Raw genomic sequence first — 26,295 nt, 5'->3', positions numbered from 1 at the left:
AAATTACAATAACCTTTCATTCTAAATCGAAAATTCATCGTTTTTTGCTCAAGTTGCTTCAGCAAAATTGTATTGAGGTAACCTAATATCTTTTTACCTATGTTTTCATTAAAATCAAGGTGTAGTATCCAATTTCTCGAAATGATACTGAACGATTTTATTAAACACATTCTTTTTCATCACTCTGGTTGATATAGCCAATTGTTAAAATGAAAAGAGTGTTATAAAAAGTTCTTTTTCTATCCCTGCTGTATCAAATGCTGCAAGTTTGGGTCGTTCTTGATGCGCTCCATTTCACTTACAACAATATTCAGAATGTCGAATTTGATACGCTTATAATTGCTTTCAATTTCCTGCTTCATTTTATCTTCGCCCTGTTCATTTACAAAAGATAAGATTTGCGGTATTTGCTGATAGGCTTTGCTTTCTGCTGCTACCTTTTCAGTATCAACCACAATTTCAGCGTGAAATATTTTTTGCTCGATACGTTCATCAAAGTTATCCGATACAGAACCTACAAACATACCCTGTGTAAGCGTTGAAATCTTGGAAGCCGGAATAAGGCTGTCTAACTGTGTGGAAATAGAGGTAGATTTATCGTTGCGGTTAATCGTCATACTTTGGCGTTTCTGTAATACTTTACCGAAGCGTTCCGATAGGCTTTTGGCAGTTTCTCCAACCACCTGCCCACTGAATATATTTCCGACGGTATTCTGTATTACCTTGCTCTCTTTGTCGCCGTAATCCCTCGTTAATTGGGAAAAGTCCTGAAAGCCCAAACATACTGCTACCTTATTACTTCTCGCAGTTGCGATAAGATTGTCCAGTCCCCTGAAATAAATAGTGGGTAGCTCATCTATGATAACCGAACTCTTTAGCTGTCCCTTTTTATTAATCAGCTTTACAATCCTCGAATTGTACAAACCCAAAGCGGCAGAATAAATATTTTGTCGGTCGGGGTTATTGCCTACGCATAAAATCTTTGGCTCTTTCGGATTGTTGATGTCGAGTGTGAAATCGTCGCCTGTCATTACCCAGTACAGTTGGGGACTTATCATTCTTGATAAGGGAATTTTTGCTGATGCAATTTGTCCCTGTAACTGGTCTTGTGCGCCGCCTTGCCACGCATCCATAAATGGCGACAAATAATTTTCCAAATCAGGATATGAGGTTAAAATCGTGAACACGTCAGAATACTTTTTGTTCAGTAATTCAATGGCGTGGGGAAAGGTGCAATATTTGCCGTCCTTGTAGATTTTCAGATACCAAATAATAGCTGCAAGTAATATAATTGGGCTTTCCACGAAAAAATCCCCTTGTTTCTGTATCCACGACCTGTTGAGGTTCAGCATTATGGTATAAGCTGCTTCGTAAGCATCCGAAATATCCGTCATAAAGTCGGGGTTGAGTGGATTGCAACGGTGGCTCTTGCGTGGGTCATCGAAATTTATCACGTAAAATTTCGGCTGAACTTTGTACTTGTCCGTATGCTTCAGCAAGTGATTGTAGGCTATGGTTGAAAGGTCATCAAATTTGAAATCGTATATGTACATACTGAAGCCTTTTTCAATCTGCTGCTTGATGTAGTTATTTACGATGGCATACGATTTACCGGAACCCGGAGTACCCAATACGATAGATGCCCTGAAGGGATTTACAATGTTTATCCAACCGTGGTTCCATTTGCCTTTGTAATAAAACTTGGTAGGCAGGTTGACAGAATACTCGTTTTCCATCAGCTTGGTTTCCTGTTGGAAGCTCTCATTTTCGTTATTGAAAACATCGTCCATCAGGTTGGTACGGAGCAATCGGCTTATCCATACACCTGCCATCAGCAAGGCGATATAACCTAAAGAGATAGTCAGCATATACAGGAAAGTGCCTGTTGCCGGGGATAGCTTTAACAATGGTGTGTTCAGAAAGAACAGCACAACGCCAACGCCCGAAGCCACATATATTTTATACCAGGTTATCTTCTCATTCTTTACGCCTTTCGTACCTAAGCAACTCAAAGCCAACAAAACCAAAGCGAATGCTTTGGTATATAAGGTATGTGAAAACAAACCTGCCGTCCGCTCGAAATTGCCCAATATCTTGTTGATTACTTCCAACGTCCAACCACGTTCTAAAAAGAACCCGTAGCAGAACCAATAAAGGTGCATCAGCACCAAAAGAATACTGACTGCCCGCATAAAAGCCATTATTTTGGCTAAACCTCTTAAATCGTCTTCTCCCTGCATTCTTTTTTAGTTTTAATGTTCGGGCGTGAATTTAAAGGCTCTACACAGCGGCTATAAGAATGTGGCAGTCAATGGCGGTGCGTGGCAGTGTTTGGCGAAGTGATAAGAGTTGTAGCTTCTATGATCCTTTTGTATCGTAACATTTATGAAGCATCCAAATAAAAAATACTTTTAGTTGCTCTTCTGTTTTCTGTCCGTCAGCAACATTTTTTGTCCTGCTGAATTGGTGGACAAGCAACACTTCCGTAACTACAATAAACACAGCAGTCGCCTTGTTTTGGTTTTAGAACTTGTTTGCATTTTTCACATTCGTAAAAATATTGACAAGCGTCTGTCGGCATTGTTTCTTCTTTCTTGTGTCCGCAGTTGGGACAAGTGATTGTTGATTGTAATTTGATTTCCATTTTAATTTTCTTTTTTGTCGGTTACAGAATATCCTGTTGAGTTTATTGCTTTTTCGATTTCAGAAATATTTGTTTTTGAGTTGTCAAATTCTACGATTGCATTTCCATTTTCATAAGAAGCGTTTGAACTTATTATTCCTGTCAATTTATTTACTTCGTGATTTACGTGTTCGCCACAACTTGCACAAGTCATTCCGCTAATCGTAAATTCTACTTTTTGAATATTGGATTTGTCCACTACTATGATTTGCTTTTCTGTCTTTGGGTAGAAAATGCTTGAGTAGTATGGAAAGGCAAGCATTACGATTGCAAATGCTGTTACTATTCCTAAAAACATTTTTGACTGAATGAATTTTGGTTTTTCTTCTGTTTCACAATTGCAATCTATCTGCTTTTTGGGTTTCAACTTTTGATACCAAGCAAAACCAAGAACCAAAATTGTCAACCCGATAAAATAGGGTCGAAAAGGTTCAAGCCAAGAAAAAGTGGAAGCAAGACCGCTTGTTCCTGCAATAAGAGCCAATACTGGTGTGATGCAACAAAGAGAAGCTGCAATTGTAGTCAAAAGTCCTGCACCAATTAATTTTTTGTCAGTTTTCATATTGTTTCTAATATTTTGTTTTCGTCAAGTATTTTGAAAAATGGTTTCAGCATTTTTTCATACTCTTTAGTCAGTGAGTGAAAAATAGTTTGAGCTTCTCGTTCGGTTTCAATAAGTTTTCTGTCTTTGAGTTTCCGCAAGTGTTGTGAAACCGCTGAAATTGTCATACCAAGAATATCACTTATATCACAAACACAAAGTCGTTTTTCTTCATAAAGTAGAAAGAGTATTTTCAGTCTTACATTGTTTCCCGCTAATTCAAGTCCGTTCGATAAATAGTCAAAAGAACCGTTGAGTTCTGAAACTCGGTCTTTACAGCGGTTTATTTGTTTAATGTCTGCTTGTTGTCGTATGCAAGAATTATTGTCCATAGCACAAAGATAGTCAATTTGTTTATTTAAGCAATTACTTAAATACAACTCAAATTCTTTCAGAATTATAAAGTGACAGCTCAATAAATCTTTTTAAAAACAGATTTTTAATTCCAAAATCTGACCTCTTACAGTCTTCTTTTTTTTTTCTTCTTCATTTTGTTAGCAAAATCCTGTTCCTCGTAATCATCGCCCTGTGCTTCGGGTAACAAACCGCCAAATGCCTCAATCAAACCGTCTTCGTGTTTTTCAGTAGTATTCAGGAAGTCGAACAAGTGATGAGGTTCTTCCGCAGGAAGATCTGCATCATTTGATGTGGATGTTTTTGGAAGTTGTACGACAGGTTCTTTAATCTCCGGTTTGATATTATTGTTCCAATAATCATTAAAGGTATTGGCAGAAAGTTCCTTTGCTAAGCGTGAACCGTTCCAAACCGCCTTTGAATTGTGGTCTATGAAAGTGATACCATAAATACGACCTGTATCGTTCCGGCGGACCACTACATTAATGCCCTGTTCACTCAACTGCTTTTTAAAAGCCTGCTCATCATTTGTGGATTTCAGAGCAATAGAAATTGCAGCTTTTAGGGTCTGCTTACTTGGGTGGTCTTTTAAATCCTCTTTGCATTTTGCAAAATGCAGTTCCAAAGCCGGAAGCCCTGCATTTTTACCAAACAACGAAGCCTTGAACGGATGCCCGGCTCTTTCGCCTTTCTCGTTTAAAGGAATATATAATAAGCCTTGCCGCATTTTTCCCTGCAATTCGCCCTCCACTTTTTCGGTGGTAACATTAAACAGGGAAAGCAAGGCATTGTATTCGCCCAAAGTCTGAAACTTATAATAATTCGGTAGGTGGCGGACAACCGAAGCGATTTGGCTTTTCACATCGCCTGCCCGATAATCTACCGGACGGAAAATCTTGTCGTTCTGCTTGTGTTCTTTATCGGTTGCGGGTATCAAGCCGTGTTGTCTTTCCAGTTCACGGCACACATTCATAGACCGCATTTTCTCGAATTTGTCCGAAATCTTTTTGCCCTGCTCGTCCACGCAAACCGATACAATGTGTATATGGCTGCGGTCGATATCGGTATGTTTGAATACCACAAAAGGCTGTTCGCCGTAGCCCATTTCCCGCATATATTCTTCCGCCATTTGCCGAAACCTGTCATCGCTAACCTTATCTTTCGGGTCGGGATTGAGCGAAATATGCAACGTATGCTTTTCCGTATTGCGGTTGGCAATCAGGTAAGGTGCAAAAGATTGTGCTAATTGTGCAACAGTATATGCTCCAGTTGGCGTTTCGATTATCTTATTTGCGAACAGAATTTTCCCGTTTTCATTCTCTACTTTGAGCTGATTGTACGCCAATGCACCGTATAAATTCCCGCTTCTGCCAATCTTTGCTATCATCTGTACTGCTATTTTTTCAGGTTCTTTGCTTCAAATTCTTCGGTTATCTGAATGATTTTTTGGCATAGCATCGCCATTTCAGCCGTTTGTTTTTCCAATTTGTACAGGAACGCTGCGGCTTTTTTCTCCGAAAAATTCTTGTACAACAGCTTTACAATCTGGTTATAGTTTACACCTATGGAGCGGAACTGGCTGTGAAAAGAGGTCAGCCGCATATAAAAATCAACCGTTCCCTTGTCAATCTGAATGGTTTTTATGGTCTTGTCAAAGATGCAGGACGTTATGAAATGAGCCTTTACCTGCATACCTGATTTATCAAACAGGGCAAGAAAATGGGCGTGTTCCTGCTCGTTAAAGGAAATCGTATAGCGGATGGTCGCCGGGTCTTCTTTGGGGCGACGTCCGGTCTTTTTCAATTGCTTTTTGTTGTTATCGTTCATCACTAATCCATTTTAAAATCCATACAAAACCCTGACTTTGGAAGGTGTTTTCTGCCCCCTGCAAAGGGCAAGTTGTTTTGAGCATCGGAAATCATTCCGAGATGCTCAAAACACAACTTGCCGTGTTCCGGTGAACACAAAAATCCGCCCTGCGGGACGGATTGAATGTAACAGGGAAAAACGGCTTGATGCCGTTCCCGTTACCCCCTGATATGTCGAAAGGCTTTTGCATAAATCCGTTAATAAAAATCACAATACAAAGTAAAGCCCTCTTTACGATAGCCTTGCACTGTACCACAGTGCCAAATGCTGCCTCTGAACGCCAAACACTGCCACCACTATACAACCGAATGAATTTGATGAGTTCTTTGCCCTTGAATGTTGGCAGGCAGGCAGACAGCCCGTGCTTCAGGACGAACAGACGGCACACATTCAAGACCGCAGGTTATCCTGCCTGCAAGATTGCAGGAATGCAAGAGCGCAGGAATGACGAAAAGCGTGACAGCCTGCTATCAGGCAATCACGCTTGCGTGACGGATGGAATGATAGACGGAACGAATACAAGAATGCAATCCCGCCTGATAAGATGCTTGAATGAAAGCATTGCTGCTGTATTGCAAGAAAGCAGGCAATCAGCAATTCCCGCAGGCAAGCCTGATAGCTATCCTGCAAGAAAGACAGCACGAAATCAGGACGGCACGGCTGCAAGCCTGAAAACAGTAAGATGTAAACTTTAAATTTTAAAAATATGGACACAAAAAAGAAACCTCTGTTTGTCGCCTTTTCTTCTCAAAAAGGTGGTGTTGGCAAAAGCACATTTACCACGCTTGTCGCCAGTACGATGCACTATCGGTTAGGCTACAATGTAGCCGTATTTGATGCGGATTTTCCGCAGCACAGTCTGATGAAAATGAAAACCCGTGATTTGGCAATGGTAATGGAAAATGAGACTTTGAAAAAACTGGCGTATAAGCAGTTTACCACCATCAACAAAAAAGCCTATCCCATTATGCAGCACAAAGCGGATAGCGTACTCGATGCGGCGCACGAATTTGTAAACACTTCTCCCGTTCCGCCTGATGTGCTGTTCTTCGACCTGCCCGGAACCGTGAACACGCCCGGCATACTGAAAGCATTGGCGGGAATGCACCACATATTTACGCCCATCACGGCAGACCGTGTGGTAATGGAAAGTACGCTCATCTTCACGCAGCTTTTACAGGACGTGATTATGAAAAAGGGCGAAACTTCCATACAAAGCATTAACCTGTTTTGGAACCAGGTGGATGGCAGGGAAAGCACACCCTTATATGAGGTGTACAATCAGCTTATTGAACAACTGGGGTTAAGCCTGATGCAAAGCCAAATCAAGAACAGCACCCGTTTTCGCAAGGAAAGCGAAGCGGACAGCAAAACGGTTTTCCGTTCTACGGTAATGCCTCCCGATGAGCGTTTGATGAAAGCCTGCCAGTTAGACCTGTTCATCAGCGAATTTTTAAACATCATTCAATTGTAGTGCTATGGAAAAAGACAATAAGAAAAAAGTCACGCCGGACATTAACGAGGAAATGATGATGAACCTGATGGTGGACGGTGTAAAAAAGGATGGTTTGCAGTTACCGCCTGAACCTGCCGAAGAGCAGGTAAAGGAAGCGGTAAAAGACGAGGTGCAGCAGGAAGAATTATCACAAAGCAAACCCGCACAACGGGAACGGAACCGTACCAAGAAAAACCTTGACGGAAGCTATGGCGAACACTTTTTGAAAACCCACTCGATGACGAAGCGGGGCGATAAAAGCATTTATATCCGGCAGGAATACCACGAACGGCTATCCCGTATTGTACAGGTAATCGGTAAAGATGCCATACCCTTGTATGCCTATCTTGACAACATACTGGAACATCATTTTGAACTGTTTGAAAAAGCCATTACCGATGATTTCAACGAAAAGTTTAAACCCATTTTTTAAAGCACCTGATTATGGAAATAGTAATTGTGATTTGCCTGCTGATAGTCATTGCCCTGCTTTTGCAGGATAAGATTGTCATTCATAAAAGGTCGGAGCAAAAGCCCAAACAGGAAAAAGTCAACCCGAAGCTGCCCGATATTATGGGGCAGCCCAAGCCAGTAAGAAGCCTTTCAGTGCCAAACACTGCCAATGAAAGCCAAATAACGGAAACGGAGATAAACCCTGATAATTTAGACATTGAATACGACGAAAACGAAAACGTCAGCATTCAAATTCCGCAGGAAGAACTGGACGAAGTTTTCAGCAATATGCCTGATTTGGAAGAAGAGGAAGAAGAATGGAACAGGTACGGAATATCCGGTGGCGATAACGGTTTTGCCCAAGGGGTTACCTACGACGAACTAAGCTCCGTAGGGGCATTGCTCCAAAAAGAGAATTTGGAACAGGCTCAAAAGGAAACAGCGGTAGCCATAGTTCAGAAATTACAGGGAACCGAATTATTCAGCCTACTGGAAAATTCCATTGAGGGTGCTTCCCGAAAAATTGCCGAGCTTTTGGATAGCACACTTTCATCTGAAAGCGACGACGGTTCTTCCACCTTGCGGAAAAGTGATTTGGGTGATTTTGACATTGGGGAGTTTGTTTAAGCTCCCCAATGTTTTTTAAATCATATTTAAATTATTAAAAATTTCTGGGTTATTCGAAATCTACATTTATTTCAAACAATTGCTCTTTGTAAGACTGTATTTTGCTTCTTAACTCTTTTATATACTCATACTTTTCAATTACCTCTTTCTGTTTGGCAACATTTATAGTATCATCTTCGTTAAATGGAATTTTGATTATTACATTTTTCATATTCTTAATGGAAGCACGTAAACCTCTATCAAATCCATATTTATGTTTTACATTTTCTAATTGTATCATTAGATATTCAGGCAGGATTTCATCACATAAAATTCTAATTGTTCCGCAATGGTCCGTTGAAACAAATGGAGTGTTTTTGGGGATAGCATTAAATTCGAAATCTCCATCAATTCCCCATAAAACAAAGTTGTTGTTAAAATCTGTTATATTACTTTGAGTATGAAAGCCCACTGGAACTTTTACATTCGCGCTATAAATTGGTATAGTTCCAGTTATTTTAATCAAATCTCTTTTTACTACCCTTTTGCCAATTGCAAGTTCAAAATACTGTTCATCGGAAAGATTTATTTCTTTGAAAACGCTTGATAGTTTTTCTTTTCCGGCAACTGAACTAAATAAATTCGAGTACTCGGTTAATGTCGAAGAAAAATCGGTAATCATCTCACTCAAGTTTTCGAGTGTAACTGTTTCGTTTTCTTCAATTATTCCAAGTTCAATCATTTCTTCCTTAGACCACCATCTATCAATTGACCAATGATTATCAGGAGTAAATTTTGAAATATCAAAAATCTTGCAGCGTTTATCTGAATTTATTTTCTGAAATCCTACTTTATTACCTTTAAAAAAAGAGTATAAGGCTACTGCTTCGGACAAATCATCTTGTTCAATATTAAACCTGTACACATCACGGCTTTCACCAATTTCACTCACTAAATAAGTGAAAACTGGCTCTGTTTGGACAATTTTTCTATTTGACTTTTTAGTAATACAAAGTAAATAAGTCTTTTTGGGTGTGGTAAAGAATGTTTTTTCTGGCAGTGATATTATTCCATCAATATAGCATTCGTCAATTATGAATTTTCTTAAATTTTTATCGTTTTGGCGATTAAATATTCCATCCGGCACGACAATAAATGCTTTACCATTTGGCTTCAATGCTCTTACAATCCATTCCATAAAAAGTCCCTCAACACCTAAAGCATTTACTTTGTAATAATTTACAAGTTCACCGTCCTTTTTGATTTCCTCTTTTAGATTACTACTTCCGCTTGTTACATAAGGGGGGTTCGTGAGAATTAAGTCATATTCTTCTTCAACAGCGTCAGAAAGTGTTCCCAAAATGGAATTTGTTTTAAGCGTAAAACTTTCATTGAAAAGTTTTGCAAATTCCTTTGTAAGTCCTGTGTTTTCTTTTATTAAATCGGAAAAGTAAATCAGCATATTGGCTTTTGCCAATATTATGGTCTTTTGTTCGTCTTTGTCAAAACCCTTATCAAAACCGTGAATGGTAATTTTTGGTTTTATTCCTTTTTTACTGATGTCGTATAAGTAATCTAACCTGGTAACGATAGGTTCTAAGAGGAACTTCCCAACTCCGCAAGCAGGGTCGCAAATGCTTACACCATCTTTGATATCATCTTTCGCCATTTCAACAATAGCACGTACTACTTTCAGCGGTGTAAAAAATTGCCCCCAGTTTTTCTTACTAATGCTTTCTTTCAGAAAACTCTCAAATAGTTGGCTCTTGAAATCGTAATCAATATGTTCTAATTTACCATAATCACGGAATTTGAGAAGCACCTTTTTAAATACTGTACTATAACCTTTAACCGCTTTTTGGTCTTTGCTTACAAAGATAGTTCCGTTAATAATTGTTGTTTTATCAGCAGGATTTTCGGGAAAGAGGTCTTTAATTTTGGGACGTATTACACTTGCATAATTTTCAAGAATTTCATCAGCATTATTTGTTTCAAAACTGTTTATTAATGTATTGAAACTGTAAATCCCCTGCAATACATCTAAATCACTTAGATATTTAAATATAAATAATTCTACGAATGTGTATAAACAGTTTTCAGGTGTTGCCCCACTAACAGACCATATATCCTGCCAAATTTGTTTTGCTAAATCAGTAGGATTTACAAGTTGTTTAGGCTTTATATTATTATTCAGTTCATTGATTGAATAATTAATTTTTTCAATCAATGTTATGATTTTTTCATCTTTCGGGTTAAAATTGACTTTTAACTCGTTACTCTGTTCGTCGTTAATTCTTTCCCCTGTCAGAGCATTAACCCATACCGTTTCTTTAGTGTCGGTTGCAATGATTAATTTGCAGTCTAACTTCTTAGCGACTTCAATTTCCTGTTTAATTGCTTTATCTTGCTTTGTCTTTGTATTAAATTCAGAGGGTTTTTTATATTCTATAATCGCAATTACGTTTTTACGCAATACAATAATTCCGTCAACTTTTTTCTTTTCGACATTGCCGTAATCAACGTTGCGTATAATGCTATATTCTTTTAAGGCTTTAATAGAAGTTGCCCCAATGTTATAAAAATCCCATTTCCCGATTTTCTGGCAATTCTTCAGTAAATCTCTTTGTAATAATTCTTCACTCATTGGGCTAAAATATACTGCCTTGTTTGGCGTTTATGCTTTTCAAATATTTTACATTATCCTCTGCAACTATAAAAACATTATCGGAACAATGGCTTTTATATGCTTCAGTTGCGAATTTATCCGCATAAAAAAGGTCTACTACTTTTTGTGCGTCTATATCAAAAAGGTTTGCCAGTTCTTTTAATTTTGCCTTATTAAATTTTTGTGTACCATTCTCAATTTTACTAATAGCAAAAGCATTGATGCCAACTTTGGCTCCAAATTCGGTTTGTGTCCAACCGTGCTTTTCTCTTTCTACTTTTATAAACTGTCCGAAACTTGCCATTTTTTTATCTGCACTTTTTAGGCTTGGCCTTTTTTTCGCAAGTTAAGCAGTCTTTTTCAGTTCTACAAGTTTTCTTGAGCTTTGAACAATTAGGTTTTGATTAGTGCCGGAAATTTTGTATGAAAACTTACCCCTATTCTTACTTTCAACAGACATAACTTAAAGGGCAAATTGATAGTTAATTTTTACTTTTTCTTTTTATTGCTACCGACTTACACAAATCCGTAAGTTAATATTTTTTCATTAAATTTGACATAAAGTGACAAGTCATTGAAATGGAACTCCAAAACTTCGGAAAAAGGGTTAGGAAACTAAGAGAAAAGAAAGGGCTGCTGCTAAGACAAGTTGCTGCTATTTTAGAAATAGACACGGCTCTTATTAGTAAAATTGAAAGAGGTGAAAGAAAAGCTAACCGAGAGCAAGTTGCCAAATTAGCAGAAGTCTTAGATGTAGAGGTGGATGAACTTTTAGTTATTTGGCTTTCGGACAAGATTATGGAAATTTTGGAAGAAGAACCGTTGGCATACAAGGCACTTAAAAAGTCAGAAAAACGAATACAAAAGAAGTAATGATATGCAACTAAACTACTTTCCAATTAAGTTTGAGTTTGAAGAATACCAGATTAAGACAGAACCTTATTCAGAAGAACGGCTTAAGGAGCTAAGAGCATTATATAATGCTACTCATTCTTTTTTTAGGAATGGTGACTATATCTATATATCAAACAAAGAAGGAGAAGATACAAGCCTGACAGGAGAAATTATACCTAAGAGAATATTTGATGATAGTCAGGTTACCGCTTCGTTGATTAAACATCTTTTTTTCAGGACATTCAAAGAAAGATTTCCGAACTATATTCCGGTGGATTTTTATCCATTCCGTTTTTTTTCTGCACAAGCTAAAGATGATATTATTTACAATGCACTACCGGAAAATCTTAGGAAGCGTATCGCATATAAAAAACTGATTGAGGTTCAATTACGTCTAACTGAGATAAATGGAATTAAACAATTTGGTTTTCTTATCAATATAAAACGTAATTGGGTATTTAACAAATCTTGTTTAGAACTGCATTCAGAAGGCTATAGCTTAATAGGTGTTGATGTTCTGTATGCGGAGATACTTCCAGGTTTAACAGAAGTTCTCGCCCCTAATGAAGAACTATTAGGAGTAATTGCTGAAATAGTTGATGATAAGGCGAGAATTGAGACTAACGAAGGAATTAAGGAATACCCTCTCAACCAATTGTTCATCAAGAAATCCAAATATAACATAGGTAACTATTTATCATTTGCTATTTCACAACAGAAAAGTGATGAAATAATGAACCTCATTGAGAGTAAACGTTCCGATATTTACAATACAAAAGCGTTGTACGATGAAATTTTAAAAATATCAAACCATTTATTTTGCGAAAATGCAGCCCCCATTTTATTTCACAATAAAGATGGATTTTGTTTTACAGTTGACAGCCAACCTTTGTCGGTATCAAATAGTATTGAGTTAAAAACGCCCACTTTTATTTTTGACCCCGCAGCAACTAAAACAAACAGTTCTAATCCAGACTTAGGCTTGTCAAATTATGGACCTTATGATAGTTCAATTTTTGACATTAAAAGTCCTAATGTGCTTTGTATTTGTAATAGAAATAATAGAGGCAATTTCACAAAGTTTCTCTCAAATTTGAAAGATGGGATGCCTCAATCTCGATATTTTCAAAAAGGACTTCAGAAAAAATATGATTTACAGGATGTGATACTTAATGTAAGGGAAATACAGGCTTATAGCATTGATGAATATCTAAATGTTATCAGTGGTTATGATGAAAACAAACCGCATTTGGCAATTATAGAAATTCCTGCAAGCTTTAAACGTCAAGCAGATTTGGCAAACCCTTATTACCGTATTAAGGCTAAGCTTTTATCATTAGAAATCCCTGTACAGTTTGTTACATCAGAGATAATAGGTAATCATAACGAATATATTCTTAATTCGGTTGCTCTTCAAATCTACGCTAAACTTGGGGGAACTCCGTGGGTTCTTCCTTCTCAACGCTCTGTTGATAAAGAAATAATTATTGGTATTGGTCATAGTTGGTTGAGAAAAAATCAATATGCCGGTGCTGAACAAAACCGAGTTGTTGGTATCACGACTTTTATGTCAAGTGACGGTCAGTACCTACTTGGGGATAAAGTTAAGGACGTAGCTTTTGAGAATTACTTTGAAGAATTGCTGAAAAGTTTGAAACAATCAATTCAAAGACTTTCAACCGAGCAAGGATGGTCTGATGGAGATACCGTAAGGCTCATTTTTCATATTTTCAAGCCTATTAAAAACACTGAATTTGATGTTATTAGTCAGTTGGTTCGTGATATTACCCAATACAAGATTAAGTTTGCGTTCGTTACTATAAGTACTGTTCATCCAACAATGCTATTTGATATAAACCAATCTGGAATAGCAAAATACGGTAGTAACATTATGAAAGGACAATATATACCCAATAGAGGTAGTAATGTTTTTCTTGATGAGAAAACTTGTATCGTGCAAATGTTTGGGGCAAGTGAATTGAAAACAGCCAAACAAGGTATGAGTAAGCCTATCCTAATAAGTATCAGAACTCCACAAGGAAATTATAATAGTAGTGATTTAAATGATTTGCTATTCTATGATTTAGGATATATTACCCAACAGATTTTTTCATTCACATACTTGTCTTGGAGGAGTTTTTTACCTGGCGAAGAGCCTGCGACAATGAAATACTCTAATCTCATTTCAAAGCTTTTGGGGAAAATGAGAAATATTCCAAATTGGGATGCTGATAACTTAAACTATGGTCTAAAAAGAAAGAAATGGTTCCTTTAGAAGAAAGAATAGGTTATTTGGCAAGAGTAAGTGAGAATGCCAAGCTTTCAGCTTTCAATGATTTCTTATCTGGAAAAGTTTACATTACTGCTTCAGGTCAAAACTCTAATGAAAGCGAAGAAATCTTCTATGGTTTATTAGATGCTATTTTATCAAACAATAAACTGAATTTTGAAAGTTACTATAACAAGAAAAATAAGAGTAAGCCGAGCAAAGGTTCTCCAGCACCATTTGTTAATGATGATTTCCTAATCTTTTCCCTAATAACAGGTATTGTAAAATTTAATTTAGATAAAACTTGGATAAAAGATATTGTTTCTATCAGGAATAGAAACTCTATAACAATAACATTTGAAAATATTTTAAATGAAAATTATTATAGCACAAGTAATCTACCGGAGATAGTTTTTATGTTTTTAAGCATAAATGGTCAATCTTTAATGACTAATGATTTTGTAGGTTTCACATATACAAGAATTACAGGAAACGTAAATTTATTTGAGAACAGAAGTGACTTTCAAATCCTATGTTCACTTAAAGCTTACGACACGATATTCTTACTGAAAAAAGTTCCTGACCAAAAAGATGTTGACCTCCTAAAGAAATTTAATACAAATTTTATTAAGCGAATAAAGTATATATCTTGGATAGTTCAGGCAATGCTATTTGGACTGTTGGTTTACGCAATACTTAAACTTCCAAATTATAGTCCAGAAGCTATAAAATTTATAGATAAGTATAATTATGCATTTACAATTTTCGGAGCATTAGGGCTGAGTTTTTTGGGGAATGTAATACCTGTAATTAGGAATACATCTCAAAAGATAATTATGCAATTATTCGGATATCCCAAAGAATTGCTAAACGACCTAAAAATTGGTAACAACTCATAATGTGATTGTTTTCTAAAATTAATAAGTAATAACCTGAAAGGGCATCAGTTAACTGATGCCCTTTTGCTTTTAAAGCCACTCACAGCCAAACACTTCCTCTGACTGCCACTTTACGGCAACGCCTCTTTTTCCACAAGACATTTGTCCCGAAAGCTCGCAAGGTGCGGGATAAATAGTAACAAATAAATGTGTTTCAATTATGGAAAAACAGAGAAAAAAAGTTTTGCTGGCAGCCGTGGCGATGCTGTCAGGAATTGGTGCATTCGCACAGGGAAACGGCTCGGCGGGTATCAACGAAGCCACGCAAATGGTAACAAGTTATTTCGACCCCGCAACACAATTAATCTACGCCATCGGTGCGGTAGTCGGGTTAATCGGGGGCGTTAAGGTGTACAACAAATTCAGTTCCGGCGACCCCGACACGAGCAAGACCGCAGCTTCGTGGTTTGGTGCGTGTATCTTCTTGATTGTTGCCGCTACTATCCTGCGTTCATTCTTCCTTTAATCCTTTGCCTTATGAATTACAACATCAACAAAGGCATCGGTAGAACGGTGGAATTTAAAGGGCTGAAAGCACAGTACCTCTTCATTTTCGCAGGCGGGCTGCTCGGTACGCTTATCCTCGTGATGATACTGTATATGGCAGGCGTAAACTCTTACATCTGCCTGTTCCTCGGAGCAGGCGGAGCTTCGCTTATTGTATGGCAGACCTTTTCGCTGAACAGGAAGTACGGCGAACACGGGCTGATGAAAATTGCAGCCAACAAAAGACATCCCCGCTACATCATCTGCCGCAAGCCTGTACACCGCTATTTAAAATTCACACCTAAACAGAATGCCGTATGAGAAATGTAGCAAAGACCACCACACTGGAAAACAAATTTCCTTTGTTGGCAGTAGAGAACAACTGCATCTTATCCAAAGATGCGGATATTACCGCCTGCTTTGAAGTGCGTTTGCCGGAACTGTTCACGGTCGCTTCTGCGGAATACGAAGCGATACATTCCGCCTGGCACAGGGCGATTAAAACCCTGCCTGATTTTACGGTCATTCACAAACAGGACTGGTACATTAAGGAAAGCTATGCGCCCGATTTGGCACAGGAAGACCAGAGCTTTTTATCAAAGTCTTATCAACGCCATTTCAACGAGCGACCGTTCCTAAACCACTATTGTTACTTGTTTCTTACCAAAACCACTAAGGAAAGAATGCGGATGCAAAGCAACTTCAGTTCGCTTTGCAAAGGTTCGCTGATACCAAAGGAAATCAGGAACAAGGAAACGATACACCGCTTTATGGAAGCGGTGGCACAGTTTGAGCGTATCGTGAACGATAGCGGTTTTGTGAGCCTGCGGCGTTTGACCGAAGAGGACATTATCGGCACGGAAGATACGCAGGGATTACTGGAACAGTACCTCACGTTATCGAGGCAAGCCGCAACACCGATGCAGGACATCGCACTCGGAACAGAAGAAGTGCGCATCGGCAACAAAAGGTTAAGCCTGCACACGCTTTCCGATACGGACGACCTGCCAGGAACGGTATCGGCAGATACCCGTTTTGAAAAGCTATCTACCGACCGGAGCGACTGCCGCCTGTCATTCGCCGCACCTGTGGGATTGTTACTTAGCTGCAACCACATCTACAACCAGTATTTGTTTATCGACAACAGCGAAGACAACCTGCAAAAGTTTGAGAAGTCCGCACGGAATATGCACTCACTGGCAAGGTACAGCCGTGCCAACCAAATCAACAAAGAGTGGATAGAAAAGTATTTGAACGAAGCCCACAGCTTCGGGCTGTCTTCTATCCGTGCGCACTTCAATATTATGGCGTGGTCGGAAGACCCTGCGGAACTGAAGCAGCTAAAGAACGATTGCGGTAGTGCATTGGCACTGATGGAGTGTAAGCCACGCCACAACACAACGGACGTGGCTACCTTGTATTGGGCAGGGATGCCGGGCAATGCGGGCGACTTTCCGAGTGAGGAAAGTTTTTACACGTTCATTGAGCCTGCGCTGTGCTTCTTCACGGAAGAAACCAACTACCACAATTCGCCCTCGCCGTTCGGTATCAAGATGGCTGACAGGCTTACAGGAAAACCAATCCATTTGGATATTTCCGACCTGCCAATGAAGCGTGGTATCATCACGAACCGGAACAAGTTCATACTTGGTCCCTCCGGCAGTGGTAAATCATTCTTTACTAACCATATGGTACGGCAGTATTACGAACAGGGCGCACACGTCCTGCTCGTAGATACGGGTAACTCTTATCAGGGCTTATGCGAACTCATCAAAGGAAAGACCAAAGGCGAAGACGGTGTTTACTTCACTTATACCGAAGATAACCCGATTGCCTTTAACCCTTTCTATACCGATGATGGCGTATTCGACATTGAGAAGCGGGAAAGTATCAAAACCCTGATATTGACCTTGTGGAAACGTGACGATGAGCCGCCAACCCGTTCAGAAGAAGTTGCCCTTTCCAATGCAGTAAGCGGTTATATCGAGCGTATAAAAACGGAAGATGTTTACCCGTCATTCAACGGTTTCTATGAGTATGTAAAAGTCGACTACCGCAAGGTACTGGAAGAAAAGCAGGTCAGGGAAAAGGACTTTGATATTGCCAACTTCCTGAACGTACTCGAACCCTATTACAAAGGCGGGGAATACGATTACCTGCTGAACTCCAACAAGCAGTTAGATCTCTTATCCAAACGCTTTATCGTGTTTGAGATTGATGCGATTAAAGACCACAAAATCCTCTTTCCCATAGTCACGATTATCATTATGGAGGTGTTCATCAACAAGATGCGCCGACTGAAAGGTATTCGTAAGCTCATCCTGATTGAAGAGGCTTGGAAAGCGATAGCGAAAGAGGGAATGGCGGAATACATCAAGTATTTGTTTAAGACCGTCCGCAAATTCTTCGGGGAAGCGATTGTCGTAACACAGGAGGTTGACGACATCATTCAGTCGCCCATTGTGAAAGAAAGTATCATCAACAACTCCGACTGTAAAATCCTGCTTGACCAACGCAAGTATATGAACAAGTTTGATGACATACAGGCGATGCTCGGATTAACGGACAAAGAAAAAGGGCAGGTACTTTCCATCAATATGAACAACGATGCAAGCCGACTTTACAAAGAGGTTTGGATTGGCTTAGGTGGTACGCACTCGGCAGTCTATGCCACCGAAGTTAGTTTGGAGGAATACCTCGCTTTCACGACCGAAGAAACCGAAAAAATGGAAGTGATGCAGCTTGCTTCCGAACTGGACGGTAATGTAGAACTCGCCATTAAGCATATCGCAATGCAAAGGCGGGACAATTCAATTCAATAGTCATTAACAATTTAAAAATTCAGAAACAATGAAAAAAGTATTGTATCTGGTGTGTACGGCACTGATGCTCGCCGTAGCACCGTCAGCAAAAGCCCAGTGGGTTGTAACCGACCCCGCAAATTTGGCTTCGGGCATTATCAACTCTGCGAACGAAATCATACAGACTTCTTCGACCGTGAGCAATGTGATAAAAAACTTCAACGAAGTGAAGAAAGTGTACGACCAGGGCAAGGAATATTACGATAAGCTGAAAGCTATCAACAACCTTGTGAAAGATGCCCGTAAGGTGCAGCAAACGGTATTGTTGGTAGGCGATGTTTCAGAAATGTACGTGCAAAATTTTGGTAAAATGATGAACGACCCAAATTTCACACCGCAGGAACTGACCGCTATCGGCAACGGTTATTCGGCGTTGCTCAATGAAAGTACCGAACTGCTGAAAGAACTGAAGCAGATTATCACTTCTTCAAGCCTTTCGCTGAATGACAAAGAGCGTATGGATGTGATTGACCGTGTGTACAAAGAGGTAAAGGATTACCACAGCCTTGTACGCTACTACACCAACAAGAACATTTCTGTAAGCTACCTAAGAGCGAAAAAGAAAAACGATGCCCAAAGAGTGCTTGAACTCTACGGAACTGCTAACCAAAAATACTGGTAAACTATGGAATGGGATAATCTTCACGAACTCCTGCGGTCGCTTTATGATGATATGATGCCGCTTGCAGGCGATATGGCGGCAGTTGCTAAGGGTTTGGCGGGATTGGGAGCATTGTTCTATGTGGCATTAAAGGTTTGGCAGGCTTTAAGCCGTGCCGAACCTATTGATATGTTCCCTTTGCTGCGCCCGTTCGCTTTAGGGCTTTGTATTATGTTCTTCCCGACTATCGTTTTGGGAACCATCAATGCGGTATTAAGCCCGGTGGTAGTAGGAACCCACCAAATACTCGAAGACCAGGTGCTTGACCTGAACAAGCTGCAACAGCAGAAAGACCAGTTGGAATATGAGGCAATGGTAAGGAACCCCGAAACCGCCTATATGGTATCAGACGAAGAGTTTGATAAAAAACTGGACGAACTGGGATGGTCGCCCTCCGACATTGGAACAATGGCGGGTATGTATATGGACAGGCAAGCCTACAAGATTGAAAAAGCCATAAAAGATTGGTTTCGCAATCTACTGGAAATTCTCTTTCAGGCGGCTGCTTTGGTCATTGATACCATACGAACGTTTTTCCTGATAGTCCTCTCCATACTCGGACCAATAGCCTTTGCTATTTCCGTATGGGACGGATTTCAGTCCACGCTCACGCAATGGCTCACGAGGTACGTCAGCGTTTACCTGTGGCTTCCCGTTTCGGATTTGTTCAGCTCAATGTTGGCAAGAATACAATCCCTCATTTTAGAACGGGATATAGCAATGCTTGCCGACCCCACCTATATACCTGATACGAGCAATACCGTGTACATCATTTTTATGATTATCGGCATCATCGGGTACTTCACTATCCCGACAGTAACAGGTTGGGTAATCCAAGCCGGAGGCGCAGGAAACTTTACCCGCAATGTAAACTCCACAGCAATGAAAGCCGGAAACATCGCCGGAGCAGGCGCAGGCTCAACAGTTGGAAACATCGGCGGTAAACTGATGAATAAATAATCATTAATCATTCTAAAAAATGGAATTTAAAACGCTAAGAAATATCGAAAACAGCTTTAGGCAGATAAGATTATATGCCATTGTGTTTGCGGTTCTCTGCATTAGCGTGGTAGGTTACGCCGTATGGCGTTCCTACCGCTTTGCAGAAGAACAACGCCAAAAAATCTATGTATTGGATAACGGCAAATCCCTGATGCTTGCCTTATCGCAGGATGCGAGCATCAACCGCCCGGTTGAAGCAAGGGAACACGTCAGAAGATTTCACGAACTGTTCTTTACGCTTGCCCCCGACAAGAACGCTATTGAAAGCAATATGAAACGTGCGTTCAACCTTGCCGATAAAAGTGCTTTCGATTACTACAAAGACTTGTCGGAAAAGGGTTATTACAGCCGTATCATTTCGGGGAACGTGCAGCAACGCATAGAGGTGGATAGTGTCGTGTGCAATTTCGACAACTACCCGTATGCAGTGCGCACCTATGCCAAACAGTTCATTATCCGGTCAAGCAACGTAACCAGGCGCAACCTGATTACTTCCTGCTATCTCGTCAACTCCGTTCGTTCCGACAACAATCCGCAGGGCTTCAATATTGAAAAATTTGCAGTCGTGGAAAATAAGGATATAGAGGTCATCGAACGCTAAAAAAACAATCTTATGGAAGCATTATCAGATTTAAGCACGTTCGCAAAAATCCTTACCGACAAAGGATATAGCGGGTATTTCCATACGCAGGGTGCGTATGCCGGAAAGCTGAAAGACAGCATCAGCGAATACCTCGAAAGCTGCCAAAAAGGTGCAGATACTTTGCCTAAGCAGGACTTACTGCTGACAGGCTACCTGCAATGGTCGGGCGATGACAAGCCCCGTGTAGAATGCAGTATGTGGGTAAAGTACCTGAATGGCAAATTCTCATTGAGCCGTATGGAAGTAGCTAAGAAAGACGGTTTCGGGCAACTGCTAAAAAAATCGGAACTGGCAAACCTGTCCGTAATGTCCGCACCCAAATTAACGGAAGCGGTCGCACTGGTTAACGATGCGCCGAAGCAACAGGCGGGTAAAAGTCCTAAGCGTTTCAAGCTGTAACACAGAAATAGTAAGGCTATGAAAAAATTAAGAGCAAATATGGACAGGTACTTTGACAAGCTGGACGACCGTTGGCGGGCGTTGCCTTTACGCAAACAGCACCGATATACGCTGTACTTCTTTGTGGGTTACCTGCTGCTTACCGTAGCGGTTATTGGCAAAGTGATGTATGATACCTCAAAGTCCGGTAACGGTATGGTCATAGACCATATCGAGAACCCTGTCCTAAAAAGTAAAAACCCTGCAAGGTTGCAGGATAGTGTATCAACAATTTTAAAAAATCAGATTTATGAAAGAAAATGAAAAAAGGGTCAGCTTTCTCGTTGAGGGAGAAGACCCAAACGCAGCATCAAATCTGCCGGATAATAAAAAGAGCAATAAGGATAAGCTCAAAAAGCCAATTATCTTCCTTTTGATGGGCGTGGTATTTCTCGGCTGTATGTACCTCATATTTAAACCGTCGAAAGATAAAAAGGCGGTCGAAAATATTGGGCTGAACGATGCCGTGCCACAAGCTACCGGAGCAGGAATGCCCGACGACAAAAGCAAGGCGTATGAGCAGGAAATGCTCGAACGCAAAGAGCAGGAAAAGCGCAATGCACTGACCACGCTTTCTGACTATTGGAATACGGAGGAAAGTGCATCTGCTGACAATGAAGAAAGTTTACCTGAAGAAGACGAAAGCAACGGCTTGGGAGGTGGCAGAAATTCGGGAAGAAACGGTAATTCCGGATTGAACAGCTACCGCAATGCGCAAAGCACATTGAGTTCATTTTATAATAATGATAATGCCGAAACAATGGAACTGCGCAAGCAGGTGGACGAACTGAAAGCAAAGTTGTCGGAAAAAGATGTGCCACCTGTGGCCACCGTTGACGACCAACTCAAATTAATGGAGAAATCCTATGAAATGGCTGCAAAGTATCTTCCGCAAAATGCCAATACCGGAAACGCTGCTCCTGCCAATGGTGCAACTACTGGGGCTGCGGGTACAAACCAAAAAGAGCAATTTGTATCGTTCACACCAACAAGAAAGAACATTGTATCAGCCTTGTACCGTGAACCGTCGGACAGTGCATTTGCAGCCGATTGGAGCCAAACAAAAAACCGTGGGTTCTATACCGCAGGTTCTATTGAACAGGCGGTACAGCCTAAAAACAGTATCAAAGCCTGTGTACACGAAGCCCAAACGGTAGTGGGCGAAACGGGTGTACGTTTACGCTTGTTGGAGCCTGCCAAAACCCCACAACGTACCATCCCCAAAGGAACGATTGTAACAGCTAATGCCAAATTTCAGAATGGCAGGCTGCAATTAAAAGTTACCTCCGTGGAACTGGAGGGCAACATCATCCCGGTAGATATAACCATTTACGATTTGGACGGACAACAAGGCTTGTACGTTCCGTATTCGCCGGAAATGAACGCCCTTACCGAAATGGCGGGCAATATGAGCCAAACCGGAGGAACAAGCGTAATGCTCACGCAGAATGCCGGACAACAGGTAGCGGCTGATTTAAGCCGTGGCGTGGTACAGGGTATTTCGGGCTATTTTGCCAAGAAAGTAAGAACACCAAAGGTTACGCTGAAAGCAGGCTATCAGGTCTTCCTTGTCTCTAAAAAATAATGTTGAACTCAAATAAATAAAACAATGAAAAATTATTTAAAAACCTTTTGGGCTATTGCCCTGATACTCGGCTTTGCCGTTACAACTTATGCACAGGACAGTGCAACTGCAAAAACACCGCTTGCATTGGGCAAAATAGAACCGTACCGTATGGAAGTTACCTACAATAAAACGTCGCACCTGATTTTCCCGACCGCCATTCGTTATGTGGATTTGGGCAGCGAATACCTGATTGCAGGGAAAGCTGAAGATGCGGAAAACGTGTTACGTGTAAAAGCATCAGTAAGGGACTTTGAGCCGGAAACGAATTTTTCAGTTATCACAAATGACGGGCGTTTTTACAGCTTCAACGTGTATTACAGTTCCTACCCGGAGGCATTGAGCTACGACCTGCTCACAATGCAAAAAGCGGTGGATAAAGCCAATGGTAACGATGTGCTTTTTGAGGAACTGGGCAACAATTCGCCATCACTGGCAGGCTTGTTACTGGAAACAATTTACAAGAAAGACAAGCGCATTGTAAAACATATCGGGGCTAAGAGTTTCGGCATTCAGTTTATCCTGAAAGGCATTTACATACACAACGGCAAATACTATTTCCATACTGAATTGAGAAACCGTACAAACGTTCCTTTCGAGATTGATTTTATCAATTTCAAAGTAGTGGATAAAAAGGTAGCCAAACGCATCGTAGTCCAGGAACGCCCTTTAACGCCTTTGAGAACTTACAAGCCATTGGACGGTATTGCCGGAAAATCGACCGAACAAAACGTGTTCCTGTTAGACCAGTTTACCATTGCCGATGACAAGGTACTGCTGATTGAGATTTTCGAGAAGAACGGCGGCAGACATCAAACATTGCAGGTCGAAAATTCCGATTTAATCAAAGCCCGTTTGATTGACGATATGCACCTGAAATTTTAATAACCCTTTAAAGCAATAACAAGAAAATGAAAAAGTATATCTATACCGTGCTGCTTGTCTTGATAGGCATCACGGCTGCACAGGCGCAAAGGATGCTGCCGAAGCAGAAAGGATTGGAAATAAGTGCAGGCGTAATGTCCAATGATAAGATTGGCAATGATTACTACATCAGCGCAGCAATGACGGTAAACGGTAAGAACGGTAATTATCAGCTTTGGGCGTTAGAATATACCCACCAGTACCACGAGTATAAAGACCTCCGCATCCCGCAGGAAACCTATTCCGCAGAGGGTGGTTACAGCTTCTTCCTGTTGGGCGATGCCCGTAAGAACATCACGCTGAATTTTGCCGTAACGGGCGTAGTCGGCTACGAAAGCATCAACCGGGGCGAAGCGATGCTGTATGACGGAGCGAAGATACTGAGCGAAGATAATTTTATATACGGAGCAGGCGGTCGCCTCACTTTTGAAACGTACTTGTCCGACCGTTTCGTTTTAGTCTTACAAGGGCGTACAAAAGTTTTGTGGGGGACGGATCTGGAACAGTTCCGTCCATCCGCAGGTGTGGGATTAAGGTTTAACTTTTAAAACGTAAAACAATGATAGCAATATTCAATAAATTCAGAACAGGGCTACTGCCGTTATATGTATTCCTGACAATCCTAACAGCTTCGGTTACGTTGGTATCTTGCAGCAAAGATGATGAACTCGAAATACAGCACAATTTTCCTTTCGAGGTGAATGTTATGCCAGTGCCTAAAGATGTTGCCAACGGGCAGACCGTAGAAATACGCATTACCATACAGCGCACAGGCAATTACAGCAATACACAGTATTTCCTCCGTTACTTTCAATTTGACGGGCAGGGAACATTGCAATACTACAACGAACCGCCGTATCAGCCCAATGACCTGTACCAGTTACCATCGGAGCAGTTCAGGCTGTACTACACTTCAACGTCTGCCGTATCACAGTCCTTTGATGTTTGGATTTCGGACAGCTTCGGCAATGAAAAGCAGATAACTTTTCAGTTCAATAGCAGCGACTAAGAGCAGTATTTCATTTTATAAAAAACGGCTTATCTGATTGGTAAGCCGTTTTTAATTTTAAGCCGGGCAGTGTATTTCAAAAGAAATAATTTCTTATCCTTGTAACCTGTTTCAGTTATTGAGTAAGATTTTATTTCCATAAACAATGAAAGCGGCTTGCCTTTTTGGGTGAGCCGTTTTCGCATTTAATTCACATCGTTTACAGGCTGAAACAAATATTTTTTGTAAATTCAAACAGTGGAAATAAAGTGTTTTTTGTTATGGTTGCATCATTAGTTATAGGTATCATATTTTTGGTTGCAGGCTTGGGACTTCGTTACTGGATTAACCGTAGAAAGTTTTACAGGCGCAGCCCTATGGGAGCAGAGGGCTTCTCATCTTATGAAAGTTCGGTTTTCATTAAATTGATTGAAAGGGTGGGCAAATGGATAGCTTACGCCCTGATTATATTCGGGCTATTATCGTTGTGGGTGTACTCCCGTGAGAAAAAGGAAAAACAGCAACCTGAAGTAAAAACCGAACAACCTGTCCAACGCAGATAATTGTTTCAGCATATATTTTAAAGCAAATCGGATAGCCAAAAGGTTATCCGATTTTTTGTTTTATACAGGATAGTAAACCGCCAAACACTACCTCTCAAAGCCAAACCCTGCAACTTTCCCCAACGCAGAAATAAGCCTTTATAAATTCAACTTCCAAAGCAAAATTGAGCAAACAATGGAAGTAATCGCAATACAAAAATCCGCACTGGACGGAATGAAAAATGAGCTGAAAGCACTTTTGGAACTGACCGAAAATGCCACGCAGAAATACACACCCATTTTTAAAGAAGAGCAATGGCTCGATAACCAGGAAGTGTGCCTGATGATGAACATTACCAAGCGGACTTTGCAGACGTATAAGGACAAAGGGTTATTGCCTTATTCCCGACTGAACCGTAAGAATTATTATAAACGCTCGGATGTGCAGGCTTTGCTCGAAGCCGGACAACCGTACAATACTGTCGAAAATGGATTTATTCACGAATGACAATGAAGAAATCATTGCCCATCAGGAAATGATAACACAGCTAAGAACCCGTATCGAAAGCATATTGAAAAACTACCGTCCTGTAATGAACGGGGAAATTTACCTTTCGGGCGAAGATATGTGCAAGCTGCTTCATATCAGCAAACGCACTTTACAGCAGTACCGTGATGATAATATCCTGCCGTATATACAGATTGGCGGCAAGATTATTTACAAGGAAAGCGATATTCTGACTATACTGGAGCAGAATTACAACTCCCATAAAATACATTGACTGTAACCTTTTTTGTGTTATATGCTATCAAAAAGGAATGAGTTTAGTATCTTTGTTTGCAGAAAATATAGAAATACTTAAAGTGTTTTTGCTTTAAGTTCCGCATTAGAAACTGGTAATTTTTAAAACCCCGGAACAGATAAGTAAGAACGCTCACGTTATAGGCGTGGGCGCTCGCTTATTTGGGGGTCAGGCGTACCAGTGCCTTAATGCCAGTAAGTGTGGTTGCCTGCGCCTTATTTTTTTGCAGGTTCCACTAACTTAATAAACATTAAGATTATGGAAAGCAAAGAAAATTTTTACCCCGATTTTGACCTCCCTGCGTCGCAACTATCAGCTTTCTCTCTCTGTATAGATGTTTTTATTATATCTCTTAAAAATGGGGAAATTGTACGTTTCAAACCTAATGATTTAGCACACTTTAAAGAATGGCTTTGCCGTTTTAATGTTAGGGATATTGCCGTTAATGATGGCATATCTCACGTGTATAAAAGATGTTAATTTATCTAAACCCGGA

At 40.4% G+C, this 26,295-nt stretch carries 31 protein-coding genes; 23 read left to right on the top strand and 8 right to left on the bottom strand.

Translation table 11 applies throughout. The features are described from left to right. Window positions 1-239 precede the first annotated feature (239 nt). The 6 genes from mobC to mobA all read right to left on the bottom strand — a co-directional run bounded on the left by mobC (window position 240) and on the right by mobA (window position 5,465). Window positions 240-2,240 (bottom strand): conjugal transfer protein MobC, encoded by a 2,001-nt coding sequence (mobC, locus tag C0V77_RS12430; protein ID WP_101726689.1) that lies wholly within the window; start codon window positions 2,238-2,240, stop codon window positions 240-242. 197 nt (window positions 2,241-2,437) lie between these two features. Continuing rightward, entirely contained in the window at window positions 2,438-2,644 is a 207-nt protein-coding gene (locus tag C0V77_RS23390) for a GDCCVxC domain-containing (seleno)protein (RefSeq protein ID WP_069796431.1), read from the bottom strand. Between the two features lies 1 nt (window position 2,645). Further along, the gene (gene merTP, locus C0V77_RS12420) at window positions 2,646-3,245 is read right to left on the bottom strand and encodes a mercuric transport protein MerTP (RefSeq protein ID WP_101726688.1); all 600 of its coding nucleotides are present in this window, start codon (window positions 3,243-3,245) and stop codon (window positions 2,646-2,648) included. Beyond that, a complete protein-coding gene (locus C0V77_RS12415) occupies window positions 3,242-3,616 on the bottom strand; it encodes a metalloregulator ArsR/SmtB family transcription factor (RefSeq protein ID WP_002978466.1) in 375 nt (124 codons plus the stop codon). Before C0V77_RS12415 ends, merTP begins: the two co-directional genes overlap by 4 nt. Window positions 3,617-3,744: 128 nt before the next feature. After that, a complete protein-coding gene (mobB, locus tag C0V77_RS12410) occupies window positions 3,745-5,025 on the bottom strand; it encodes a conjugal transfer protein MobB (RefSeq protein WP_065719249.1) in 1,281 nt (426 codons plus the stop codon). Window positions 5,026-5,033: 8 nt separating this feature from the next. Further along, complete coding sequence (gene mobA, locus C0V77_RS12405; protein ID WP_084019006.1) at window positions 5,034-5,465, bottom strand: conjugal transfer protein MobA; 432 nt, start codon at window positions 5,463-5,465, stop codon at window positions 5,034-5,036. 359 nt (window positions 5,466-5,824) lie between these two features. On the opposite strand from mobA, the gene C0V77_RS12400 reads away from it, so the two are divergent. The 4 genes from C0V77_RS12400 to C0V77_RS12385 are packed head-to-tail and all read left to right on the top strand — an operon-like array spanning window position 5,825 to window position 8,082. Then, complete coding sequence (locus C0V77_RS12400; protein ID WP_143706085.1) at window positions 5,825-6,202, top strand: hypothetical protein; 378 nt, start codon at window positions 5,825-5,827, stop codon at window positions 6,200-6,202. Window positions 6,203-6,213: 11 nt separating this feature from the next. Then, window positions 6,214-6,981, top strand: coding sequence for a ParA family protein (locus C0V77_RS12395; RefSeq protein ID WP_101726686.1), 768 nt, complete (start codon window positions 6,214-6,216; stop codon window positions 6,979-6,981). 4 nt (window positions 6,982-6,985) lie between these two features. Further along, window positions 6,986-7,435 (top strand): DUF3408 domain-containing protein, encoded by a 450-nt coding sequence (locus C0V77_RS12390; protein WP_101726685.1) that lies wholly within the window; start codon window positions 6,986-6,988, stop codon window positions 7,433-7,435. Window positions 7,436-7,446: 11 nt separating this feature from the next. Next, on the top strand, window positions 7,447-8,082 hold the full coding sequence (locus C0V77_RS12385; RefSeq protein WP_101726684.1) for a conjugal transfer protein TraD: 636 nt from the start codon (window positions 7,447-7,449) through the stop codon (window positions 8,080-8,082). Between the two features lie 49 nt (window positions 8,083-8,131). On the opposite strand, the gene C0V77_RS12380 is transcribed toward C0V77_RS12385, so the two are convergent. Further along, window positions 8,132-10,705 (bottom strand): N-6 DNA methylase, encoded by a 2,574-nt coding sequence (locus tag C0V77_RS12380; protein WP_101726683.1) that lies wholly within the window; start codon window positions 10,703-10,705, stop codon window positions 8,132-8,134. 4 nt (window positions 10,706-10,709) lie between these two features. Beyond that, complete coding sequence (locus C0V77_RS12375; protein WP_031504347.1) at window positions 10,710-11,030, bottom strand: helix-turn-helix transcriptional regulator; 321 nt, start codon at window positions 11,028-11,030, stop codon at window positions 10,710-10,712. A gap of 275 nt (window positions 11,031-11,305) precedes the next feature. On the opposite strand from C0V77_RS12375, the gene C0V77_RS12370 reads away from it, so the two are divergent. From C0V77_RS12370 to C0V77_RS12280, 19 genes are all read left to right on the top strand, one after another. Beyond that, on the top strand, window positions 11,306-11,599 hold the full coding sequence (locus C0V77_RS12370; RefSeq protein ID WP_031504345.1) for a helix-turn-helix domain-containing protein: 294 nt from the start codon (window positions 11,306-11,308) through the stop codon (window positions 11,597-11,599). Between the two features lie 4 nt (window positions 11,600-11,603). Continuing rightward, on the top strand, window positions 11,604-13,895 hold the full coding sequence (locus C0V77_RS12365; RefSeq protein WP_101726682.1) for a Piwi domain-containing protein: 2,292 nt from the start codon (window positions 11,604-11,606) through the stop codon (window positions 13,893-13,895). Then, on the top strand, window positions 13,883-14,788 hold the full coding sequence (locus tag C0V77_RS12360) for a hypothetical protein (RefSeq protein ID WP_101726681.1): 906 nt from the start codon (window positions 13,883-13,885) through the stop codon (window positions 14,786-14,788). Before C0V77_RS12365 ends, C0V77_RS12360 begins: the two co-directional genes overlap by 13 nt. Window positions 14,789-14,987: 199 nt before the next feature. Next, window positions 14,988-15,293 carry a DUF4134 domain-containing protein gene (locus C0V77_RS12355; RefSeq protein ID WP_002979435.1) on the top strand — a complete coding sequence of 102 codons (306 nt, stop codon included), beginning with the start codon at window positions 14,988-14,990 and terminating at the stop codon, window positions 15,291-15,293. Window positions 15,294-15,304: 11 nt separating this feature from the next. Further along, window positions 15,305-15,634 (top strand): DUF4133 domain-containing protein, encoded by a 330-nt coding sequence (locus tag C0V77_RS12350; RefSeq protein ID WP_002978492.1) that lies wholly within the window; start codon window positions 15,305-15,307, stop codon window positions 15,632-15,634. Beyond that, entirely contained in the window at window positions 15,631-18,135 is a 2,505-nt protein-coding gene (locus tag C0V77_RS12345) for a TraG family conjugative transposon ATPase (protein ID WP_101726680.1), read from the top strand. Before C0V77_RS12350 ends, C0V77_RS12345 begins: the two co-directional genes overlap by 4 nt. Window positions 18,136-18,163: 28 nt before the next feature. After that, entirely contained in the window at window positions 18,164-18,796 is a 633-nt protein-coding gene (locus C0V77_RS12340) for a DUF4141 domain-containing protein (RefSeq protein ID WP_101726679.1), read from the top strand. A 3-nt stretch (window positions 18,797-18,799) separates the two neighbouring features. After that, window positions 18,800-19,795 (top strand): conjugative transposon protein TraJ, encoded by a 996-nt coding sequence (gene traJ / locus C0V77_RS12335; RefSeq protein WP_024566595.1) that lies wholly within the window; start codon window positions 18,800-18,802, stop codon window positions 19,793-19,795. A gap of 19 nt (window positions 19,796-19,814) precedes the next feature. Next, window positions 19,815-20,438, top strand: coding sequence for a conjugative transposon protein TraK (gene traK / locus C0V77_RS12330; RefSeq protein WP_024566594.1), 624 nt, complete (start codon window positions 19,815-19,817; stop codon window positions 20,436-20,438). A 12-nt stretch (window positions 20,439-20,450) separates the two neighbouring features. After that, on the top strand, window positions 20,451-20,879 hold the full coding sequence (locus C0V77_RS12325; RefSeq protein WP_101726678.1) for a hypothetical protein: 429 nt from the start codon (window positions 20,451-20,453) through the stop codon (window positions 20,877-20,879). Window positions 20,880-20,897: 18 nt separating this feature from the next. Further along, window positions 20,898-21,182 (top strand): nitrogen regulatory IIA protein, encoded by a 285-nt coding sequence (locus C0V77_RS12320; RefSeq protein WP_095073124.1) that lies wholly within the window; start codon window positions 20,898-20,900, stop codon window positions 21,180-21,182. Next, window positions 21,169-22,503 (top strand): conjugative transposon protein TraM, encoded by a 1,335-nt coding sequence (traM, locus tag C0V77_RS12315; protein ID WP_101726677.1) that lies wholly within the window; start codon window positions 21,169-21,171, stop codon window positions 22,501-22,503. The genes C0V77_RS12320 and traM overlap by 14 nt, the downstream gene beginning before the upstream one ends. Before the next feature lie 24 nt (window positions 22,504-22,527). Next, window positions 22,528-23,427, top strand: a complete 900-nt coding sequence (gene traN / locus C0V77_RS12310) for a conjugative transposon protein TraN (RefSeq protein WP_101726676.1) — start codon at window positions 22,528-22,530, stop codon at window positions 23,425-23,427. Between the two features lie 26 nt (window positions 23,428-23,453). Then, the gene (locus C0V77_RS12305) at window positions 23,454-24,014 is read left to right on the top strand and encodes a conjugal transfer protein TraO (protein WP_101726675.1); all 561 of its coding nucleotides are present in this window, start codon (window positions 23,454-23,456) and stop codon (window positions 24,012-24,014) included. A gap of 11 nt (window positions 24,015-24,025) precedes the next feature. Then, window positions 24,026-24,475, top strand: coding sequence for a DUF3872 domain-containing protein (locus tag C0V77_RS12300; RefSeq protein ID WP_101726674.1), 450 nt, complete (start codon window positions 24,026-24,028; stop codon window positions 24,473-24,475). 260 nt (window positions 24,476-24,735) lie between these two features. Then, window positions 24,736-25,017 (top strand): molybdenum ABC transporter permease, encoded by a 282-nt coding sequence (locus C0V77_RS12295; RefSeq protein ID WP_095073134.1) that lies wholly within the window; start codon window positions 24,736-24,738, stop codon window positions 25,015-25,017. A gap of 175 nt (window positions 25,018-25,192) precedes the next feature. After that, window positions 25,193-25,504, top strand: a complete 312-nt coding sequence (locus C0V77_RS12290) for a helix-turn-helix domain-containing protein (protein ID WP_101726673.1) — start codon at window positions 25,193-25,195, stop codon at window positions 25,502-25,504. After that, the gene (locus tag C0V77_RS12285; RefSeq protein WP_095073138.1) at window positions 25,485-25,778 is read left to right on the top strand and encodes a helix-turn-helix domain-containing protein; all 294 of its coding nucleotides are present in this window, start codon (window positions 25,485-25,487) and stop codon (window positions 25,776-25,778) included. The genes C0V77_RS12290 and C0V77_RS12285 overlap by 20 nt, the downstream gene beginning before the upstream one ends. Before the next feature lie 279 nt (window positions 25,779-26,057). Then, on the top strand, window positions 26,058-26,279 hold the full coding sequence (locus C0V77_RS12280) for a hypothetical protein (RefSeq protein ID WP_095073140.1): 222 nt from the start codon (window positions 26,058-26,060) through the stop codon (window positions 26,277-26,279). Window positions 26,280-26,295 lie beyond the last annotated feature (16 nt).

It is taken from the genome of Emticicia sp. TH156, from assembly GCF_002855535.1.
GTDB lineage: Bacteria > Bacteroidota > Bacteroidia > Cytophagales > Spirosomataceae > Emticicia > Emticicia fluvialis.
Note: the sequence above shows the minus strand (reverse complement) of the source record. Positions and strands in the feature narration are given on the sequence as shown.

What these genes read in the sequence shown, in the direction of transcription:
- mobC (WP_101726689.1), bottom strand. Translation starts at nt 2,240, where the DNA reads ATGCAGGGAGAAGACGATTTAAGAGGTTTAGCCAAAATAATGGCTTTT.
- C0V77_RS23390 (WP_069796431.1), bottom strand. Translation starts at nt 2,644, where the DNA reads ATGGAAATCAAATTACAATCAACAATCACTTGTCCCAACTGCGGACAC.
- merTP (WP_101726688.1), bottom strand. Translation starts at nt 3,245, where the DNA reads ATGAAAACTGACAAAAAATTAATTGGTGCAGGACTTTTGACTACAATT.
- C0V77_RS12415 (WP_002978466.1), bottom strand. Translation starts at nt 3,616, where the DNA reads ATGGACAATAATTCTTGCATACGACAACAAGCAGACATTAAACAAATA.
- mobB (WP_065719249.1), bottom strand. Translation starts at nt 5,025, where the DNA reads ATGATAGCAAAGATTGGCAGAAGCGGGAATTTATACGGTGCATTGGCG.
- mobA (WP_084019006.1), bottom strand. Translation starts at nt 5,465, where the DNA reads ATGAACGATAACAACAAAAAGCAATTGAAAAAGACCGGACGTCGCCCC.
- C0V77_RS12400 (WP_143706085.1), top strand. Translation starts at nt 5,825, where the DNA reads ATGAGTTCTTTGCCCTTGAATGTTGGCAGGCAGGCAGACAGCCCGTGC.
- C0V77_RS12395 (WP_101726686.1), top strand. Translation starts at nt 6,214, where the DNA reads ATGGACACAAAAAAGAAACCTCTGTTTGTCGCCTTTTCTTCTCAAAAA.
- C0V77_RS12390 (WP_101726685.1), top strand. Translation starts at nt 6,986, where the DNA reads ATGGAAAAAGACAATAAGAAAAAAGTCACGCCGGACATTAACGAGGAA.
- C0V77_RS12385 (WP_101726684.1), top strand. Translation starts at nt 7,447, where the DNA reads ATGGAAATAGTAATTGTGATTTGCCTGCTGATAGTCATTGCCCTGCTT.
- C0V77_RS12380 (WP_101726683.1), bottom strand. Translation starts at nt 10,705, where the DNA reads ATGAGTGAAGAATTATTACAAAGAGATTTACTGAAGAATTGCCAGAAA.
- C0V77_RS12375 (WP_031504347.1), bottom strand. Translation starts at nt 11,030, where the DNA reads ATGGCAAGTTTCGGACAGTTTATAAAAGTAGAAAGAGAAAAGCACGGT.
- C0V77_RS12370 (WP_031504345.1), top strand. Translation starts at nt 11,306, where the DNA reads ATGGAACTCCAAAACTTCGGAAAAAGGGTTAGGAAACTAAGAGAAAAG.
- C0V77_RS12365 (WP_101726682.1), top strand. Translation starts at nt 11,604, where the DNA reads ATGCAACTAAACTACTTTCCAATTAAGTTTGAGTTTGAAGAATACCAG.
- C0V77_RS12360 (WP_101726681.1), top strand. Translation starts at nt 13,883, where the DNA reads ATGGTTCCTTTAGAAGAAAGAATAGGTTATTTGGCAAGAGTAAGTGAG.
- C0V77_RS12355 (WP_002979435.1), top strand. Translation starts at nt 14,988, where the DNA reads ATGGAAAAACAGAGAAAAAAAGTTTTGCTGGCAGCCGTGGCGATGCTG.
- C0V77_RS12350 (WP_002978492.1), top strand. Translation starts at nt 15,305, where the DNA reads ATGAATTACAACATCAACAAAGGCATCGGTAGAACGGTGGAATTTAAA.
- C0V77_RS12345 (WP_101726680.1), top strand. Translation starts at nt 15,631, where the DNA reads ATGAGAAATGTAGCAAAGACCACCACACTGGAAAACAAATTTCCTTTG.
- C0V77_RS12340 (WP_101726679.1), top strand. Translation starts at nt 18,164, where the DNA reads ATGAAAAAAGTATTGTATCTGGTGTGTACGGCACTGATGCTCGCCGTA.
- traJ (WP_024566595.1), top strand. Translation starts at nt 18,800, where the DNA reads ATGGAATGGGATAATCTTCACGAACTCCTGCGGTCGCTTTATGATGAT.
- traK (WP_024566594.1), top strand. Translation starts at nt 19,815, where the DNA reads ATGGAATTTAAAACGCTAAGAAATATCGAAAACAGCTTTAGGCAGATA.
- C0V77_RS12325 (WP_101726678.1), top strand. Translation starts at nt 20,451, where the DNA reads ATGGAAGCATTATCAGATTTAAGCACGTTCGCAAAAATCCTTACCGAC.
- C0V77_RS12320 (WP_095073124.1), top strand. Translation starts at nt 20,898, where the DNA reads ATGAAAAAATTAAGAGCAAATATGGACAGGTACTTTGACAAGCTGGAC.
- traM (WP_101726677.1), top strand. Translation starts at nt 21,169, where the DNA reads ATGAAAGAAAATGAAAAAAGGGTCAGCTTTCTCGTTGAGGGAGAAGAC.
- traN (WP_101726676.1), top strand. Translation starts at nt 22,528, where the DNA reads ATGAAAAATTATTTAAAAACCTTTTGGGCTATTGCCCTGATACTCGGC.
- C0V77_RS12305 (WP_101726675.1), top strand. Translation starts at nt 23,454, where the DNA reads ATGAAAAAGTATATCTATACCGTGCTGCTTGTCTTGATAGGCATCACG.
- C0V77_RS12300 (WP_101726674.1), top strand. Translation starts at nt 24,026, where the DNA reads ATGATAGCAATATTCAATAAATTCAGAACAGGGCTACTGCCGTTATAT.
- C0V77_RS12295 (WP_095073134.1), top strand. Translation starts at nt 24,736, where the DNA reads ATGGTTGCATCATTAGTTATAGGTATCATATTTTTGGTTGCAGGCTTG.
- C0V77_RS12290 (WP_101726673.1), top strand. Translation starts at nt 25,193, where the DNA reads ATGGAAGTAATCGCAATACAAAAATCCGCACTGGACGGAATGAAAAAT.
- C0V77_RS12285 (WP_095073138.1), top strand. Translation starts at nt 25,485, where the DNA reads ATGGATTTATTCACGAATGACAATGAAGAAATCATTGCCCATCAGGAA.
- C0V77_RS12280 (WP_095073140.1), top strand. Translation starts at nt 26,058, where the DNA reads ATGGAAAGCAAAGAAAATTTTTACCCCGATTTTGACCTCCCTGCGTCG.